Annotated in this window: 12 protein-coding genes; 8 read left to right on the top strand and 4 right to left on the bottom strand. The window is 70.8% G+C overall.

What is annotated here, in order from left to right:
• Window positions 1–289 precede the first annotated feature (289 nt).
• Window positions 290–1,252: a hypothetical protein gene (locus ACFWXQ_RS44530; RefSeq protein ID WP_383953677.1), complete on the top strand. Its 963-nt coding sequence runs from the start codon at window positions 290–292 to the stop codon at window positions 1,250–1,252.
• A 34-nt stretch (window positions 1,253–1,286) separates the two neighbouring features.
• Complete coding sequence (locus ACFWXQ_RS44525; RefSeq protein WP_383953679.1) at window positions 1,287–1,826, top strand: GNAT family N-acetyltransferase; 540 nt, start codon at window positions 1,287–1,289, stop codon at window positions 1,824–1,826.
• A gap of 73 nt (window positions 1,827–1,899) precedes the next feature.
• Here ACFWXQ_RS44525 and ACFWXQ_RS44520 read toward each other — a convergent pair whose 3' ends face one another.
• Both ACFWXQ_RS44520 and ACFWXQ_RS44515 read right to left on the bottom strand, forming a co-directional pair.
• Window positions 1,900–3,513, bottom strand: a complete 1,614-nt coding sequence (locus tag ACFWXQ_RS44520; RefSeq protein ID WP_383953688.1) for an AMP-binding protein — start codon at window positions 3,511–3,513, stop codon at window positions 1,900–1,902.
• Window positions 3,514–3,554: 41 nt separating this feature from the next.
• On the bottom strand, window positions 3,555–5,240 hold the full coding sequence (locus tag ACFWXQ_RS44515; RefSeq protein WP_383953681.1) for an AMP-binding protein: 1,686 nt from the start codon (window positions 5,238–5,240) through the stop codon (window positions 3,555–3,557).
• Window positions 5,241–5,398: 158 nt separating this feature from the next.
• Between ACFWXQ_RS44515 and ACFWXQ_RS44510 the strand changes: the two genes are divergently transcribed.
• From ACFWXQ_RS44510 to ACFWXQ_RS44495, 4 genes are all read left to right on the top strand, one after another.
• On the top strand, window positions 5,399–6,202 hold the full coding sequence (locus ACFWXQ_RS44510; protein ID WP_383953690.1) for a response regulator transcription factor: 804 nt from the start codon (window positions 5,399–5,401) through the stop codon (window positions 6,200–6,202).
• A gap of 208 nt (window positions 6,203–6,410) precedes the next feature.
• A complete protein-coding gene (locus tag ACFWXQ_RS44505) occupies window positions 6,411–9,269 on the top strand; it encodes an AAA family ATPase (protein WP_383953683.1) in 2,859 nt (952 codons plus the stop codon).
• A 463-nt stretch (window positions 9,270–9,732) separates the two neighbouring features.
• Window positions 9,733–10,524 carry a serine protease gene (locus ACFWXQ_RS44500; RefSeq protein ID WP_359942325.1) on the top strand — a complete coding sequence of 264 codons (792 nt, stop codon included), beginning with the start codon at window positions 9,733–9,735 and terminating at the stop codon, window positions 10,522–10,524.
• A gap of 209 nt (window positions 10,525–10,733) precedes the next feature.
• Complete coding sequence (locus tag ACFWXQ_RS44495) at window positions 10,734–11,381, top strand: LysE family translocator (RefSeq protein ID WP_383949307.1); 648 nt, start codon at window positions 10,734–10,736, stop codon at window positions 11,379–11,381.
• 76 nt (window positions 11,382–11,457) lie between these two features.
• On the opposite strand, the gene ACFWXQ_RS44490 is transcribed toward ACFWXQ_RS44495, so the two are convergent.
• The gene (locus tag ACFWXQ_RS44490; protein ID WP_383949305.1) at window positions 11,458–12,576 is read right to left on the bottom strand and encodes a winged helix DNA-binding domain-containing protein; all 1,119 of its coding nucleotides are present in this window, start codon (window positions 12,574–12,576) and stop codon (window positions 11,458–11,460) included.
• Between the two features lie 176 nt (window positions 12,577–12,752).
• Between ACFWXQ_RS44490 and ACFWXQ_RS44485 the strand changes: the two genes are divergently transcribed.
• Complete coding sequence (locus tag ACFWXQ_RS44485; RefSeq protein WP_383949302.1) at window positions 12,753–13,922, top strand: magnesium and cobalt transport protein CorA; 1,170 nt, start codon at window positions 12,753–12,755, stop codon at window positions 13,920–13,922.
• A gap of 317 nt (window positions 13,923–14,239) precedes the next feature.
• Window positions 14,240–14,413, top strand: coding sequence for a hypothetical protein (locus ACFWXQ_RS44480; RefSeq protein ID WP_383949299.1), 174 nt, complete (start codon window positions 14,240–14,242; stop codon window positions 14,411–14,413).
• Between the two features lie 1,420 nt (window positions 14,414–15,833).
• On the opposite strand, the gene ACFWXQ_RS44475 is transcribed toward ACFWXQ_RS44480, so the two are convergent.
• On the bottom strand, window positions 15,834–15,926 hold a 93-nt coding region (locus ACFWXQ_RS44475), incomplete at its 5' end, for a fasciclin domain-containing protein (protein ID WP_386268782.1).

Raw genomic sequence — 15,926 nt, 5'->3', positions numbered from 1 at the left:
TCGGATTCGGGCTCCCGTCGCGCCCCGCGGAGAGCTTCAAATTCCGTATTACGGAAACTAACTTCTACTATCTGGAAGCAATGTAAGTGGGCGGCCAGGAGGCGTCAAGGGCCGGAGAGCGGTCGGAGGGCGGCCGGCGGACAGTCGGCCGACGGTCTCCCGACGGGGGAATCAGTGGGCGTCGGATCGTTTCGCTGCCGGAGGAAGGGGTTCCGGAGGACGATGGAGGCGCTGTCCCCCGTATGGCGTTCATACGGCGTTGTGGTGTCGCGGTGTTCTGGAGAGGGTCATGTCCGAGAGCGTGCCGGTGAGGTGTCCGGCCTGTCGGCGCGAGCATGTCTATGCGGCGCCGTCGTACCCGTGCGTGTGCGGAGCGCCTGTCGCGCCCGTCCTCGACCGCAGGGCGCTCCCGGAGCCCGTCACGCACCACACCTGGGACGAGGGCTGGGTGACGATCCGCTGCGAGTCCTGCGGGCGGGCGGACCACTGGCCCCGGCCGGAGCTGGGGTGCCCCTGCGGGGTGCTCTTACGGGTACCGGTGACGGAGCCGGGAGCCGACGACGAGGCGGGAGCAGCGGGCGCCGACGGATCACACTCCTCGGACGCCGACACATCGCACTCCCCGGGCCCGGACACCGGCGAGAACCCCGAGGGCGGTTCCCATGAGGATTCGCACGGTGGCTCGCACGGGGACTCGCATGGGGGTTCTTACGAGGCCTCGCACGAAGGCTCGCACGAGGGGTCACGCGAGGGCTCGTCCGAAGGCTCACGCGAGCACTCCGGCCGCCCGCCCCAGAAGCCCCGGGCCGGCCGGGCGGGCCGTCTCCCCGCCGCCGCCATCCCCCTCCCCCGTACGGCCCCGGTCCCACGCCCCGCTTTCCAGCCGGTGGTCATCCGCACGGCTCGGGACGCGGTGACCGCCGCCGCGCTCTATCTGCGCTGGCTCGGCTACCGGGACATCCGGCGGGCCGACCAGCGGCCGCCCTCAGGGATAGGTCTGGCGGCCCGCGGGATCCTGGCCCAGGTCGACCCGACCGTGCGACCGGCCTCCCTGCGGGACGTGGAGTGCCTGTGGCTGACGGCCATGACGGAGTCGGCGGGCTGCGTGTACTTCTCACTGGCCGGCTACGAGGAGGACGCCCGCGTCTGCGCCGACTCCCTCGGCATCCCCCTGTTCGTACTGGACCTCACCGGCACCCCACAGCCGGTGAACAGCCTCGCCGACGACCTGATAGCCACGGGAACCGAGTAGCCCAACTCCTTTGAGCAGCCACATACTTGACGTCATGCGCATCAGACCGGCGACCCCCGCCGACCTCCCGCTGCTCCAGGACATCGAGCGGGCCGCGGGCGAGCCCTTCCGCACCCTGGGCATGACGGAGATCGCCGACGACGAGCCGCCCGCGCTGGAACTGCTGGAGCGCTTCAGGGAGGCGGGCCACGCCTGGGTCGCCGAAGCCGAATCCGAAGCCGAATCCGAGGGTGACGGCGATGCGGGCCACCCCGTCGCGTACCTGATCGGCGAGCCCGTGGACGGCGCCTTCCACATCGAGCAGGTCTCCGTCCACCCGGACGCCGCGCACCGGGGCGTGGGCCGGACCCTGATCGCGTACGCCGCCGACCGCGCACGCGACCAGGGCCTGACCGGTCTCACGCTGACCACCTTCACGGAGGTCCCCTGGAACGCGCCCTACTACGAACGCATCGGCTTCCGCACCCTGACCGACCCCGAACTCACCCCGGGCCTACGCAAGATCCGAGCAACCGAGGCCGAACACGGCCTGGACCGCTGGCCCCGGGTGTGCATGTACAGGGCTGCTGTATAAGCAGCCTCGGCAAGGACCGCGCCCGTAAGGGGCGCGGGGAACTGCGCGATCAGCCCCCACCGGCCGGCACCCATCACACACCCCCCACACCCCCCTCCCGCAACTCAACCTTCCGCACCTTCCCGGACACAGTCATAGGGAAGGCCTCCATGACCCGCACCCGACTCGGCACCTTGTAGTGCGCCAACCGCCCCTCACAGAACGCCCGCACCTCCTCCACCGTCGGCGGATCATCCGCATCGCGCGGGATGACACAGGCGAGAACCTCCTCCCCGTACCGTTCGTGCGGCACACCCACCACCTGCACGTCGGCGATCTTCGGATGCGCGTACAGGAACTCCTCGATCTCACGCGGGTAGATGTTCTCGCCACCCCGGATGATCATGTCCTTGATCCGGCCGACGATCTGCACGTACCCGTCGTCGAGCATCACCGCCAGGTCCCCGGTGTGCATCCACCGCCCGGCGTCGACGGCCTCGGCGGTCCTCTCGGGCTCGTCCCAGTAGCCGAGCATCACGCTGTAGCCGCGGGTGCACAGCTCGCCCGCCGAGCCGCGCGGCAGGGTCGTACCGGTCGCCGGGTCGACGACCTTGACCTCGATGTGCGGCAGGACGCGTCCGACCGTGCCGGTGCGGTGCTCCAGGTCGTCGTCGCGGCGGGTCTGGAGGGACACGGGCGAGGTCTCGGTCATGCCGTAACAGATGGCGACCTCCGCCATGTGCATCTCGGAGACCACCCGCTTCATCACCTCGACCGGACAGGGCGAGCCCGCCATGATCCCGGTCCGCAGGGAGGACAGGTCGTACGTCGCGAAGTCCGCCAGGCCCAACTCCGCGATGAACATGGTCGGTACGCCGTAGAGGGACGTGCAGCGCTCGTCCTGGACCGCGCGCAGGGTCGCCGTCGGGTCGAAGGACGGGGCCGGGATCACGATGCACGCGCCGTGCGAGGTCGCGGCGAGGTTGCCCATGACCATGCCGAAGCAGTGGTAGAAGGGCACGGGGACACAGATCCGGTCCTGCTCGGTGTAGGCGATCAACTCCCCCACGAAATAGCCGTTGTTGAGGATGTTGTGGTGGGAGAGGGTCGCCCCCTTGGGAAATCCCGTGGTGCCCGAGGTGTACTGGATGTTGATCGGGTCGTCGCAGGACAGTTCGGCCCGGCGCGTCCGGAACTCCTCGTCCAGGCCGGAAGTGCCCCGGGCGATCAGCGCGTCCCAGCTCGGGTCGCCGATGTGGACGGTCTCCCTCAACTGCGGGCATGCGCCCCGCACTTGCTCGACCATGGCCCGGTAGTCGCTCGACTTGTGGCTGAGCGAGGCGAACAGGACCGAGATGCCCGCCTGCTTGAGGACGTACTCGACCTCGTGGGTTCGGTAGGCCGGGTTGATGTTCACCATGACCGCGCCGATGCGGGCGGTGGCGTACTGGACGAGCACCCACTCCGGGCAGTTGACCGCCCAGATGCCCACCCGGTCGCCCTTGGCGACCCCGCCGGCGAGCAGCGCGCGGGCCAACCGGTCGACGTCCGCGGCGAATTGGGCGTATGTCCAGCGGCGCCCGGACGGTACGTCGACGAGCGCCTCGCGGTCCGGCCAGGCCGCTACGGCCCGGTCGAGGTTGGCGCCGATGGTGTCGCCGAGCAGTGACGTCCCGCTCGTCCCGTGCGTGTACGACAGTTCACCCATGTCGTCCGCCTCGCCCGGCTCACTCGCCTCGGTCACGTCGCTCACCGGAAGTCCTCCTCTCGGTACTCGGCGTCCGAGCCCGCGGCCGTCGCCTCGCGCAGCTCGATCCGGCGGATCTTGCCGGACACCGTCTTGGGCAGGTCGGCGAACTCCAGGCGACGGATGCGCTTGTACGGGGCGAGGGCCGTGCGGGAGTGCTCGAAGAGGACCTTCGCGGTGTCGGGCCCCGGCTCCCAGCCCTCCGCCAGCACGACGTACGCCTTCGGGACCGCGAGCCGCAGTTCGTCCGGCGCGGGCACGACGGCCGCCTCGGCGACGGCCTCGTGCTCCAGGAGCGCGCTCTCCAGCTCGAAGGGGCTGATCTTGTAGTCGCTGGCCTTGAAGACGTCGTCGCTGCGGCCCACGTACGTGATGTAGCCCTCGGCGTCGCGCGAACCGATGTCGCCGGTGCGGTAGTAGCCGTCCGCCATCGCCTCGGCCGTGCGGTCGGGGTCGCCGTGGTAGCCGGTCATCAGGCCCACGGGGCGCCCGGACAGGTCGAGCGCGATCTCGCCCTCCGTGGCGCCGGGCGCGCCCGTGACCGGGTCGAGCAGTTCGACCTCGAAGCCGGGGCTCGGCCGCCCCATGGAGCCCGTCTTCAGCGGCTGGCCAGGGCTGTTGGACACCTGCACGGCCGTCTCGGTCTGCCCGAAGCCGTCGCGGATCGTGACGCCCCAGGCGCGCCGCACCTGCTCGATGACCTCGGGATTCAGCGGCTCACCCGCGGCGACGGCCTCGCGCGGGGGCGTACGCAGCTGGGTCAGGTCGGCCTGGATGAGCATGCGCCAGACGGTGGGCGGGGCGCAGAACGTGGTGACGCCCGCGCGGTTCATCTCGGCCATCAGGCGGACCGCGTCGAAGCGCGTGTAGTTGTGCAGGAAGACGGTCGCCTCGGCGTTCCAGGGGGCGAAGAGGTTCGACCAGGCGTGCTTGGCCCAGCCGGGTGAGGAGATGTTCAGGTGCACGTCACCGGGCTTGAGGCCGATCCAGTACATGGTCGCCAGGTGGCCGATCGGATACGACGCGTGGGTGTGCTCGACGAGCTTGGGGCGGGCGGTGGTGCCCGAGGTGAAGTAGAGCATCAGCGGGTCGTCGGCGCGGGTCGGGCCGTCGGGCAGGAAGAGGCCGGACTCGCGGTCGTACACGTCCTCGTACGAGTGCCAGCCCGGGTGCTCGCCGCCGACCACGACGCGTGTGTAGTCGCCGGGCACCTCGTCGAACTTGCCGGTGTCCTCGGCTCGCACGATCACGTGCCGGACCCGGCCCCGTTCGACGCGGTCGCGCAGGTCGGCGGGGCCGAGCAGCGGGGTGGCCGGGATGACCACGGCGCGCAGTTTCATCGCGGCGAGCGCCGTCACCCACAGCTCGGCCTGGTTGCCGAGCATGACGAGGATGCGGTCCCCGGCACGTACGCCCAGCTCGCGCAGCCACCCCGCGACCTCGTCCGAGCGCACGGACAGCTCGCCGAAGGACAGCTTGGTCTCGCGGCCGTCCTCCTCGACGATGTGCAGCGCGGTCCTGGCGTTGCCGTGGGCGAGGGGGTCGAACCAGTCGAGGGCCCAGTTGAAGTGCTCGGGGCGGGGCCAGACGAAACCCTCGTAGGCCGTGGCGTAGTCCTCGCGGTGCTCCAGCAGGAAGTCCCGCGCGCTGCGGAAGCTCTCCGTCGGCGTCGTCGGCGGCGTAGTCATCTGTCCTCCTCGGACCCGGACCATTGCCGGGCGGCTCACTCACATCGTGTAATCCGTGATGCGGGTCTCACCACCCCCGAACGGGGGGTGCGCTGTGGTGAAGGGACGAGCACGTGGCAACTGGCGCGACCGAGGCGGTGGAGCTGCGCGGCGCGCTGATGCAGCTGCGGCGGACGACGGGGCTGCCCGTGGCCTTCGGCGGTCTGGTCGAGCCCGGCCGCCATCAGGTCCGGATCAGCGAGCTCAACGGTACGGCGACGGCGGCGCTCAGCGCGCTCGCGGTGTCGTCGGGCAACGGCCTCGGCGGCAAGGCGGTCGCCCTCGCCCGGCCGTGCGCCGTCATGGACTACTCGTCCTCCCGGCAGATCAGCCACGAGTACGACGCCGCGGTCGCCGCGGAGGGGCTGCGGGCCATCCTCGCCGTGCCGGTCGTCGTACGCCGCCGGGTGCGCGGTGTCCTGTACGGCGCCCTGCGCACGGCCCAGCCGCTCGGCGACCGGACGCTGACAGCGGCCGTGGAGGCGGCGCGTGACGTGGAGCAGTCCCTGGTCGTACGGGACGAGGCGCAGGGCCTGCTGGCGGTGGCGCGCGAGCCGGAGGTGACGCCGGACGTCACCGAGGGCGCGGCGTGGGAGCGGGTCCGGGAGGCGCACGGGGCGCTGCGCGCGCTGGCCCCCCGTGTCATGGACCCGACGCTGCGGGCGGAGCTGCTGGCGGTCTGCGCCACGCTGACCGCCTCGCCCGGTCCGGTGCCGGCGGCCCGGCGCGTCCGGCTCACCCCGCGTGAGCTGGACGTTCTCGCCTGTGTGTCGGCCGGCGCGACCAACGCGGCCGCCGGGGACCGGCTCGGGCTGCGTCCGGAGACGGTGAAGGCCTATCTGCGCTCGGCGATGCGCAAGCTGGGCGCGCGCACGCGGCTGGAGGCGGTGGTGGCGGCTCGGCGGGCCGGGCTGCTGCCCTGAGATCCACTGTTGACTGCCGCCGCCGAGCTCACCGCCGGCGCCACTGTCGCTCCGAAGGTCCATACCTCGCTCCGCGCTCTATACATGCGCGGGCACGCTGAAATCCCGTATACCGGATCTCTGTTATTTCCCTCACGGCGCAACCCTCCGAAATTCAAGGGCTCTTTGCTTAATATTGAGCCGGACACGACTGAGGGGAGCGGTGCGCGTGCGACGGGATTTCGAGGAGCCTGTCAGACCCCGTTCCGAGCAGGTCGTCGGGCGCGACGAGGTGCTCAGACGAGGCCGTGAGCAGCTCTCCCGAGGGGGCAGCCTTCTCTTGCACGGTCCGCCCGGAATAGGAAAGTCGACCGTCCTGCGGGCAATGGCTGCGGAATATACCGAATCAGCCCGAACTGTGTTGCGCTGTTCGGCGACCGAGTCGGAATCCCATCTCCCGTTCCTCGCCCTGGTCGATCTGCTCGGCCTGGTCGCCGACGAGGTCGCGGACGCGCTGCCCGCCCCGCAGCAGGCCGCGCTCGAAGCGGCTCTCACCGGCCGCGCCGAATCGTCCCTGCACCAGGACGGTCTCGCGCTGCGGCTCGCGGTGCTGTCGGTGCTGCGCGCGCTGGCGGCCAAGGGTCCCGTCCTCCTCGTCGCCGACGACCTGCAGTGGCTGGACGCGCCCAGCGCCGAGCTGCTCGGTTTCGCGGCCCGCCGCCTCGGTGGGATGCCGGTGCGGATGCTCGGCGCGGTGCGTACCGGCACCGAACCGAAGGAGCAAGAACACGACCCGTATCTACGCGCGTATCCGCCGGAGGCACTTGCCCTGCGGCTGACCCCGCTGTCCCGGCCGCAGGTGTCCGAGCTGCTGGTCGCCCGCGGTTACACCGGTCTGCGCCGCTCGACGCTGCGGGACATCCACCACACCAGCGGCGGCAATCCGCTGTTCGCGCTGGAGCTCGCCCGTGCCCTGGCCGAGAGCCCGACGCCGCCCCGCCCCGGCGAGCCGCTGCCCGTGCCGACCTCGCTGCGCGCCCTCGTCCTCAGCCGCCTGGAACTGCTGTCCACCGAGGCCCGGCAGACACTGCTGGTCGCGAGCGCGGGAGCCCGCCCCACGCAGACCCTGCTGGGCTCCGCGGGCCGTACGAACGCGGAGGCGGAGATCGCGCTCGCGGCCTCGCTCGGTCTGGTGGCGGCCCCGGGTCCCGACGGCCAGGGTCCGGACGGGCAGGAGGGCGCGGTCCGTTTCGCGCACCCGCTCGTCTCGGCCGCGCTGTACGCACAGGCGACGCCCCAGGAGCGGCGGGCCGCCCACGCCGCGCTGTCCACGGTGGCCTCCGACCCGATCGAGCGGGCCCGGCATCTCGCGCTGGCCACCACCGGCACCGACGAGCGGGTCGCCGCGCGGCTCTCCGAGGCGGCGGCGCTGGCCCGGGACCGCGGCGCGCCCTCGGTCGCGGCCCAGCTCGGGCTGCTCGCCGCCCGGCACACCCCGCCGGACGGCGGGCCCGGCGCGGACGAACGGCGGTTGAGGTCCGCCGAGGACGCGCTTACCTCGGGCGAGATCGACCTCGCCCGCGAGGTGGCCCGGGACGTCCTGGACCGGGCGACCGACCCGGCGGTCCGGGTACGGGCCTGGATGGTGGTGATCGACTCGGCGGGGCAGGCGATGGCCGACGTGGAGGCCGTGTTCCCGCAGGCCCTCGCGGACGCGGGCGAGGACCCGCGGCTGCTCGCCCTGGTCCGCTACCAACTGGCTTGGCGGGCGCTGCTCGTGGAGGGCGAGATGGCCAGGGGCCGCGAGGAGGCGGCGCACGCGGCCCGGCTCGCCGCCACCGCGGGCGACCGGAGTACCGAGCTGATGGCCCTGTCCTTCCAGGCCCAGATGGAGACCCTGATGGGTCACCCCGCGGCCCCGGAGACCCTTGAGAAGGCTCTCGCGGAACCACAGGACCTGCGCGTGGCGTGCGACCACAACGGCGCCGGCGCCACCCGGTTCCGCTGGCAGATCATGAGCGACCAGCTCACCGACGCCCGTACGACGATCACCCGGCTCCTCGGTGAGGTGCGGCGGCGCGGGATGGTCGAGAGCGAGGTGCACTTCCTGCGCGGGCTCGCCGAGACGGAGCTGCGCTCCGGGCACTGCGCCCGCGCCCTGGACCTCGCCCACGAGAGCCTGCGGCTGGCCCGGGACACCGGTATCGGCGAGGCCGCGGGCAACATGTTCACCTCGCTCGCCGAGGCCGCGGGCGGGGACGTGCACCGGGCGCTCGTGCTGGCCGGCGACGCGGTGCGCCGCGCCGAGGACGACGGCGACCTGATCTACCTCTCGCGTGCGCTGGGCGCGCTGGGCCATGCCCAGCTCGTGGCAGGCGACGCCGCCGGCACAGTCCAATCGCTGCGCAGGGCAAGGGAGTTGGAGCAGGGGCTCGGCATCTTCGACCCCGCGCGGGGGCGCTGGCACGGCGACCTCGCCGAGGCGCTGGTCCTGGTCGGCGAACCGGCGGAGGCGCAGGACGTCATCACCGCGACGCGTGAGCACGCGGTACGGCTCCGGCGGGCGAGTGTCCTCGCCGTACTGGACCGCGCCGAGGCCCTGGTGAAGGCGGCGGCCGGTCAATACGAGGCGGCCGCCCAGCAGTTGACCTCGGCACAGGACCGACTGGCGCAACTCGGCTACGGGCTGGAGGAGGCCCGGGCCGCCCTAGCACTGGCCAGGCTGCGCGCGGAACAGTCGGGCCGGGTGTCCTACGACGAGGCGGCACGCCTGTTCCGACGCTGCAAGGCGCTGCCATGGCTACGACAGTTGGAGACGACCTCCGCGACGGCCTCCACGACCGCTCCCGCCACCCCCTCCACGATGGCCCCCGAGTCCCTCCTGCCCCACCTCGACCGACTGGCCTCCACGGAACGCCAGGTCGCGGGCCTCGTCCTGGAGGGCGCCACAAATCGCGAAATCGCCGCCCGCCTGTTCATCAGCGTAAAAACGGTCGAGGCAACACTCACCCGGGTCTACCGAAAGCTGGGCATCCGCTCGCGAGTCGACATAGTGCGGTTGGCTGCGGGGCAGCGGCGGGGGGAGTGAACTCGGGCTTCGTGTACGGGGGTTGAGGCGGCCCGCCGCCGGTCGTCGGTCGTCGGGGGTTGAGGCGGCCCGCCCCCGGTCGTCGGGGGTTGAGGCCGGTGGCTTGAGCCGGGCGCGGATGGCTGTTGGGGTGGGGTGGCGGTCGCGCGGATGACGCCGGGATGTTGACGGTCGCGCGGGAGGCCGCCGGGAAGCGGGCGGCTTTGGGCAAGCCGGTACCCACTCGCGGCAGGCGGCCTCGGCTTCCGTCGTGCCTCCTCGGCGCGTCACGGGCCGTCAATCGCCTCCGGTCCGCGGGCCGGAGGGGCAGGCCAGGGCGCGACCGAGGGTTATCCCTCGTCAACTCCCGGAGGGAGTTCCCTCATTGGGGAGAGGGCGGGTCCGCTTCTAGCGTGGGACCCGCCCCGCAGGCTGTCGCTCCACCCCCACAGTGCACCCCCCACCGGCACTCCTGAGGAGAACCATGTTCGGGCTCACCCTTGCCAAGAAGGCCGCCGCCGTCACCGCGGCGGTCGCCGCCGCCGCGACGACCTGTCTGCTCGGCGCGACCACAGCGAGCGCCGCTCCCCAGCCCATCGTCGGCGGCTCGACCACCACGGCGGCCGCGTACCCGTACGTCATGCAGATCACCGACTCCTCGCAGAGCCAGTTCTGCGGCGGCACCCTGGTGTCGGCGACCAAGGTCGTCACCGCCGCCCACTGCATGGTCGGCGAGACCACGAGCAGCGTCAGAGTCGTCGGCGGCCGCACCTACCGCAACGGCACCAACGGCACGGTCAGCCGGGTCAGCAAGATATGGATCAACCCGAGCTACGTGGACGCCGAGCAGGGTGACGACGTCGCCGTCCTGACCCTGTCGACCTCCATGCCGTACACGCCCATCAGCTACGTCTCCTCCTCCGAGACCAGCGTGTACGCGGCCGGCACCACCGCCCGCATCCTCGGCTGGGGCACCACCAGCTCGGGCGGCTCCTCCTCCAACCAGCTGCGCACCGCCACGGTCCCGACCGTCTCGAACGCCACCTGCTCCTCGGCGTACGGCTCGTCCTACATCTCCTCCGACATGGTCTGCGCCGGCTACACCTCCGGCGGCGTGGACACCTGCCAGGGCGACAGCGGCGGCCCGCTGATCATCGGCGGCAAGCTCGCCGGCATCACGTCGTGGGGCTACGGCTGCGCGGACGCCGAGTACCCCGGCGTCTACACCCGCCTGACCACCTTCTCCAGCCTGGTGACGACACAGGTCAACTCCTAGCACTCACGTAGTGCCGTCCCGATGACTTCCTGAGCATGACTCAGGTTGAGCCAGGGGGCGTTGCGGGCCTCCACGAGCGGCCCGCAACGCCCCCTATCCATGTCCATGTCCATGTCCATGTGCCAGGACCGGTCCGGGTGCGTTGTCGGTGGCGCCTGTTTCAATGGATTCCGGTGCGGGTGATGGGTGGCGGGTGAGAGGGGACGGGCATGGTGTCGACGGATCGGTTCCTGGCCTTCGCGGCGATGTCGCTGCTGGTGGTCATGATCCCGGGGCCGAGCGTGCTGTTCGTGATCGGCAGGGCCCTCGCCCACGGCCGGCGCACGGCGGTGGCGACTGCGCTGGGGAACGTCTTCGGTTCGTATCTGCTGGTCGTGGCGGTCGCCGTGGGCGTCGGCTCGATAGTGGAGCGGTCGGTCACGGTCTACCTGGCGGTGAAGCTGGCGGGAGCCGCCTATCTGGTCTTCCTCGGTGTCCAGGCCTTCCGGCACCGCAAGGAGATGCGGGCCTCGGACATCACGGCACGGGCCGACACTCCTGCCCGCGGCGATCTGCGGACGGTCCTGGACGGCGTACTCGTCGGCGTCACCAACCCGAAGGGCATCGTCTTCTTCGCAGCGGTACTCCCCCAGTTCGTCGACCACTCGGCCGGTCAAGTCCCCCTGCAGATGCTGGTGTTGGGCCTGATCCCGATAACCATCGGCCTGGTCACGGACACCCTGTGGGGCCTGACCGCGGCCACGGCCCGCAGCTGGTTCGCCCGCTCGGACCGCCGGCTGTCGATGATCGGCGGCGCGGGCGGCCTCACGATGGTCGGCCTCGGAGTGACGGTGGCGACGACGGGCCGAGCGGACTGACCACCGAGCGCTCCCGACCCCGAGGCCGACCCCGCACCGGTCCCGACCCCGCGTCGGTCGCGTCCCGTCTCCGCGGTCAGCCCCGTACGACGGTCCCGAACCGGATGTCGTACGAGGACGCCGTGCTCAGCACCGACAGCATCCGTGTCGCTTCCTCGGCCACTTCGTCCCGCTGCCTCCTGGTGAGCGTGCCGAAGGGCTCGATGGTGATCACGGCCTGGTCGGGGGACTCCTCAAGGCGCCACACCCCCTCCAGGAAACCGTCGACGAGAAGCGTGCAGAAGGCCTGGTTGCCCTGCCAGGAACGGCCCTTGTAGTCGGCGGACACCACCCGGGAACGGTCGGCGTGCGAGAGAAGCAGATTGTCGAACTCGGGCAGCAGCCGCGGCGGGGCCGGTGTGTCCGCGTCCGGGCGGGGCGCCTCCGGCAGGTCGAAGAGTTCGACGCCGTGCTCGTCGCGGAAGGTGACCAGTCGCGGCCGCAGCCGTTCGAAGACCTCGCGCAGCCGGGTCAGCCCGGCCCAGGTCTGCATGTCCTTGACGGAGGCGGGGCCGAAGGCGGCGAGATAGCGCAGGACGGTGGCGTCGGGGGCGGGCGCGGGCTCCGAGTGCCTGCCGAGCCAGTGCTCGGCGGTGGTGAGCGCGACCTGTCCGCTGCGGCCCCACAGGCCGCGCGGGGTGACCTGGACGAGGGGCAGCCGGCAGCGGGCCGCGATGGCGAGGGCCAATGGGTCGGCGTCCGGCCATTCGACGAGCAGCGCCTCGCGCAGCTGCTTCAGGGTGCGCGGCTCGGTCTCGACGAGTTCCCGGCTGATCGCGGTGAGCCGGTCGAGGTCCACACCGGCGAGCCCGTGGCGGAAGCCGTGCAGCTCCCGCTCGCGTGCGGCCTGCACGAGCGGCCGCAGGGTGAGGCAGTCGTCGGCGGTGTGGGTGTGGATGGTGGAGCGCATGGTCACTATGCGGACGACTTCGCGCGACTCCATGGCGGCCGAGAGTTCCTCGGGCGCGAATCCCTCCAGGCGGGCGGCGAGGGCGTAGTACGGGGGCTTCACGTTCTGCGCCTGGAGGCCGACGAGGTGTTCGACGGCTTCTGTCGCGGCCATGGTGGCCCGGCGCAGGAGCAGCTGCCGGTCGAGGGTCGCGCGGTTCAGCTCACGGGCGCTGAGCACGGGGGCGGTCGAGGTCGTCTTCGTCATGCTCCGCACGCTAGCGGGACTTGCGGACAAGTTCGGTCCGCAACCCTTGCCGATCCCCTACCCCGCACACCCGCTCACGCCATTTGACCCGTATATCCTGCTCGGTGATCGCCAAGACAGGCGTTCGACACGTTCGACAGATGCGACCCATCGGCATCATCAGGGAGGCTGCCGCGATGTCAGACCGCCGAGCCCGCCGCCCCGTGCCGCCTTCGAGGGGCGGCCGGAAGCCGGTGTGGCGGCGCGCCGTGCCCGAGGCGACGCCACCGCCCGCGGATCCCCCGGCGCCACGTCCGGCCCCGGCCGAGCCGGTTCCCGCGGAGGTCGGCAGCGTCGTACAGGCGGCGCTCTACCGCGACGGGACGCGTGTCGCGAACCCGGCCACTCTCGCGGACACGTTCCGTGAGCTGCGCGAGCAGCCGGACGGCATGGCGTGGATCGGTCTGGCCCGTCCGACGGAGGAGGAAATCCTTTCCCTGGCGGCCGAGTTCGACCTCCACCCGCTCGCGGTCGAGGACGCGATGGAGGCCCATCAGCGGCCGAAGCTGGAGCGTTACGGCGAGACGCTCTTCGTCGTGCTGCGCGCCGCCCGGTACCTCGACGCGTCGGAGGAGGTCGACTTCGGCGAGCTGCACGTGTTCATCGGCCCCGACTTCCTGATCACGGTCCGGCACGGCGCCGCCCCCGACCTCTCGGCCGTGCGCCGCCGCATGGAGGAGACGCCGGAGCTGCTGAAGCTCGGCCCCGAGGCGGTCCTGTACGCGATCCTCGACGCCGTCGTGGACGGTTACGCGCCGGTCGTCGCCGGTGTCCAGAACGACATCGACGAGATCGAGACCGAGGTCTTCGGCGGTGACCCCTGGGTGTCCCGCCGTATCTACGAACTCTCCCGCGAGATGGTCGAGTTCCAGCGCGCCACCCGCCCCCTGGTCGGCATGCTGCACGGCCTGATGGCCGGCTTCGCCAAGTACGGCACCGACGAGGAGCTCCAGCGCTACCTCCGCGACGTCGCCGACCACGTCACCCACACCAGCGAACGCGTGGACGGCTTCCGCCAGGCCCTCACGGACATCCTCACGGTGAACGCGACCCTGGTCACCCAGCAGCAGAACGCGGAGATGCGGGCCCTGGCCGAGGCGGGCTTCGAACAGAACGAGGAGATCAAGAAGATCTCCTCCTGGGCCGCCATCCTCTTCGCCCCCACGCTGGTCGGGACGATCTACGGCATGAACTTCGACGACATGCCGGAACTGGGCTGGAGCTTCGGATACCCCTTCGCGATCGGCCTGATGGGCGTGGTGTGCGTGAGCCTGTACTTCATCTTCAAGCGGCGCGACTGGCTCTGAGCAATCGACTCACGAGCACCCACATACCGGGCTCGGCGGCGCGAGCACGGCGGCCACGGGCACCACTCGGACCCCTGGGGAGAATCTGGGGAGAATGAAACGCGCCCCGCTTCGGCCGGCCTCCACCAACGCGATGACCCTGCCTGGATCATTCCTTCCGCGCCATTGCCCGCTCGGAGTGGGCGTAGAAGTCCAAGGTGATGGTCGGGCTGGAGTGCGTATCCACTGGAGAAGCGATCGAACCTGCTCCGCGGAAAGCAACCATTCTTCGTCCATGGCTTCGACATACACGGCTTTGAGCTCCCCAGGGAAAGCGGGTGAATGCGCCACGCGGAGACCAGCGCGGCTGGTTCAATGGTCTGAAGAATCGCCGGTTTGGCCAACCGGCGATCGTCGGCCGTGTTGCCCCGGCCTCCATGGGCGTCGCCGCGCTCTTCCAGACCACCAGTTGCCATGCTCGCGAATTAACTTCGCTGGACCTGTTCATGTGAAGAGACGAGATGCTGCTGAGTTCAGCGTGATTCACTCGATCGGTTCGGAAGTTCCGGCAAGCCAAAGCCTCGCTGGTGACGGATTCACAGGGAAAGTCCCGCGCACTCCCTGGGGAGAGTGGCACGATGCTGGTGCGATGGCAGGAGACGCCGCCGGGTGAAACGGCGCTGTGGGTGCGACACAGGCCCGAGTCGGTGCGGGCGGCTGTGGTGACCCTGCACAGCGGCCCGATTGCCAGTGATGCCCCCGCGCGGCCCTGGCAGTTGAGCGCTTTGCGGATGCGGCCCGTGATGCGAGTCGCGGCGTCGGCGGTATTCCTGGACGAGACTCTGCTGGGACAGGTGCGTTACCGACAGCGGGGATGGAACGACGGTGGTGCGGAAGTTGATGCCCTGCGGGCCCTCAGTGAGCTGAACCGGTTGGTCGGGGACATCCCCGTGGTCCTGCTGGGGCAGGGGATGGGAGGTCGCGCGGCGTTGCGCGCAGCCATCCATCCTCAGGTGCGCGGCGTGGTCGCGCTTGCGCCCTCACTGCCGGAGGGAGAGCCCGTCTCCCAGTTGGCAGACCGGAGCATCCTGCTCATGCACGAGGACGACACTGCGGCAGCACGGGCAGTCGCGATGCGTTATGCGGAGCGGGCTCGCGCAGCCGGTGCGCGGGCAGGCGTACTGGTCGTTCGGCACGGCGGCCCAGGGATGGTACGGCGGGCGAGTGTGTGGCACCGCACGGCAGCATTGGCCGTGGGACAGGTGCTTCGGCCGAGAACTGGACACTCATGCCTGGTCTGCCAGAGCTGGGACAGCAGCAGTCTCCTCGTCGTGTGACGGCTTGCAGAGAAGCCAACGAGCCGACGGCAGTTCATAGGAACGGGCCAGACCACGCCTGCCAGGCCGCGTCCAGGTCCTTGTGCCACTGGACACGGGCGTCGGCGGGTACGCGGGAACGGAGGTCGGTCGTGGACAGCACGTGGATCGTGTGAGGCCCATCCGGCCATGGCGGCGGCAGGAGGGCACTGTCCGCGGGGATTTGGATCTCGCGGACATCCAGAACGACGATGGACGCTCCGGTGCACCTCTCGGTCAATTCGTGGCGCAGGGCTCCACTGGTGCGCACGGTGAGTTGTCCCGCTGCGGCACACCACAGCCGGACGCCCGATGTGGCGAGAACTCGGATACGGAAGTGCGCGGACATCTCACCTCACCTCACCTCGGCGCCCGGTTGGCGCCTCTCGCCGTACGTGGTCCCAATCGTCGGCATGAGGGGCTGACGGCCCGTCATGTGTACCGGCCGTGAGCCACGGCTTCGCAGTCATGCAGAGGAGGGGGCCGGGGCAGATCACCCCGGCCCCCTGTATCTCCCCGTCACGGGAGGCTTGGCGTCGGGCGCCTCATGCTGTGGCGCCCGGCACACGGTGTGACGTCAGCTGGTGGGCATCAGGACGCTGTCGATGATGTAGACGTTGGCGTTGGCGGTCTTGACGTTGCCGCAGACCACCTTCGCGGAGTCGTTGAC

Origin of the sequence: Streptomyces sp. NPDC058697, from assembly GCF_042715345.1 — a bacterium.
Taxonomy (GTDB): domain Bacteria; phylum Actinomycetota; class Actinomycetes; order Streptomycetales; family Streptomycetaceae; genus Streptomyces; species Streptomyces liliifuscus.
This window is presented reverse-complemented; position numbering and strand designations above follow the sequence as displayed.

What these genes read in the sequence shown, in the direction of transcription:
- ACFWXQ_RS44530 (WP_383953677.1), top strand. Translation starts at nt 290, where the DNA reads ATGTCCGAGAGCGTGCCGGTGAGGTGTCCGGCCTGTCGGCGCGAGCAT.
- ACFWXQ_RS44525 (WP_383953679.1), top strand. Translation starts at nt 1,287, where the DNA reads ATGCGCATCAGACCGGCGACCCCCGCCGACCTCCCGCTGCTCCAGGAC.
- ACFWXQ_RS44520 (WP_383953688.1), bottom strand. Translation starts at nt 3,513, where the DNA reads ATGGGTGAACTGTCGTACACGCACGGGACGAGCGGGACGTCACTGCTC.
- ACFWXQ_RS44515 (WP_383953681.1), bottom strand. Translation starts at nt 5,240, where the DNA reads ATGACTACGCCGCCGACGACGCCGACGGAGAGCTTCCGCAGCGCGCGG.
- ACFWXQ_RS44510 (WP_383953690.1), top strand. Translation starts at nt 5,399, where the DNA reads ATGCAGCTGCGGCGGACGACGGGGCTGCCCGTGGCCTTCGGCGGTCTG.
- ACFWXQ_RS44500 (WP_359942325.1), top strand. Translation starts at nt 9,733, where the DNA reads ATGTTCGGGCTCACCCTTGCCAAGAAGGCCGCCGCCGTCACCGCGGCG.
- ACFWXQ_RS44495 (WP_383949307.1), top strand. Translation starts at nt 10,734, where the DNA reads ATGGTGTCGACGGATCGGTTCCTGGCCTTCGCGGCGATGTCGCTGCTG.
- ACFWXQ_RS44490 (WP_383949305.1), bottom strand. Translation starts at nt 12,576, where the DNA reads ATGACGAAGACGACCTCGACCGCCCCCGTGCTCAGCGCCCGTGAGCTG.
- ACFWXQ_RS44485 (WP_383949302.1), top strand. Translation starts at nt 12,753, where the DNA reads ATGTCAGACCGCCGAGCCCGCCGCCCCGTGCCGCCTTCGAGGGGCGGC.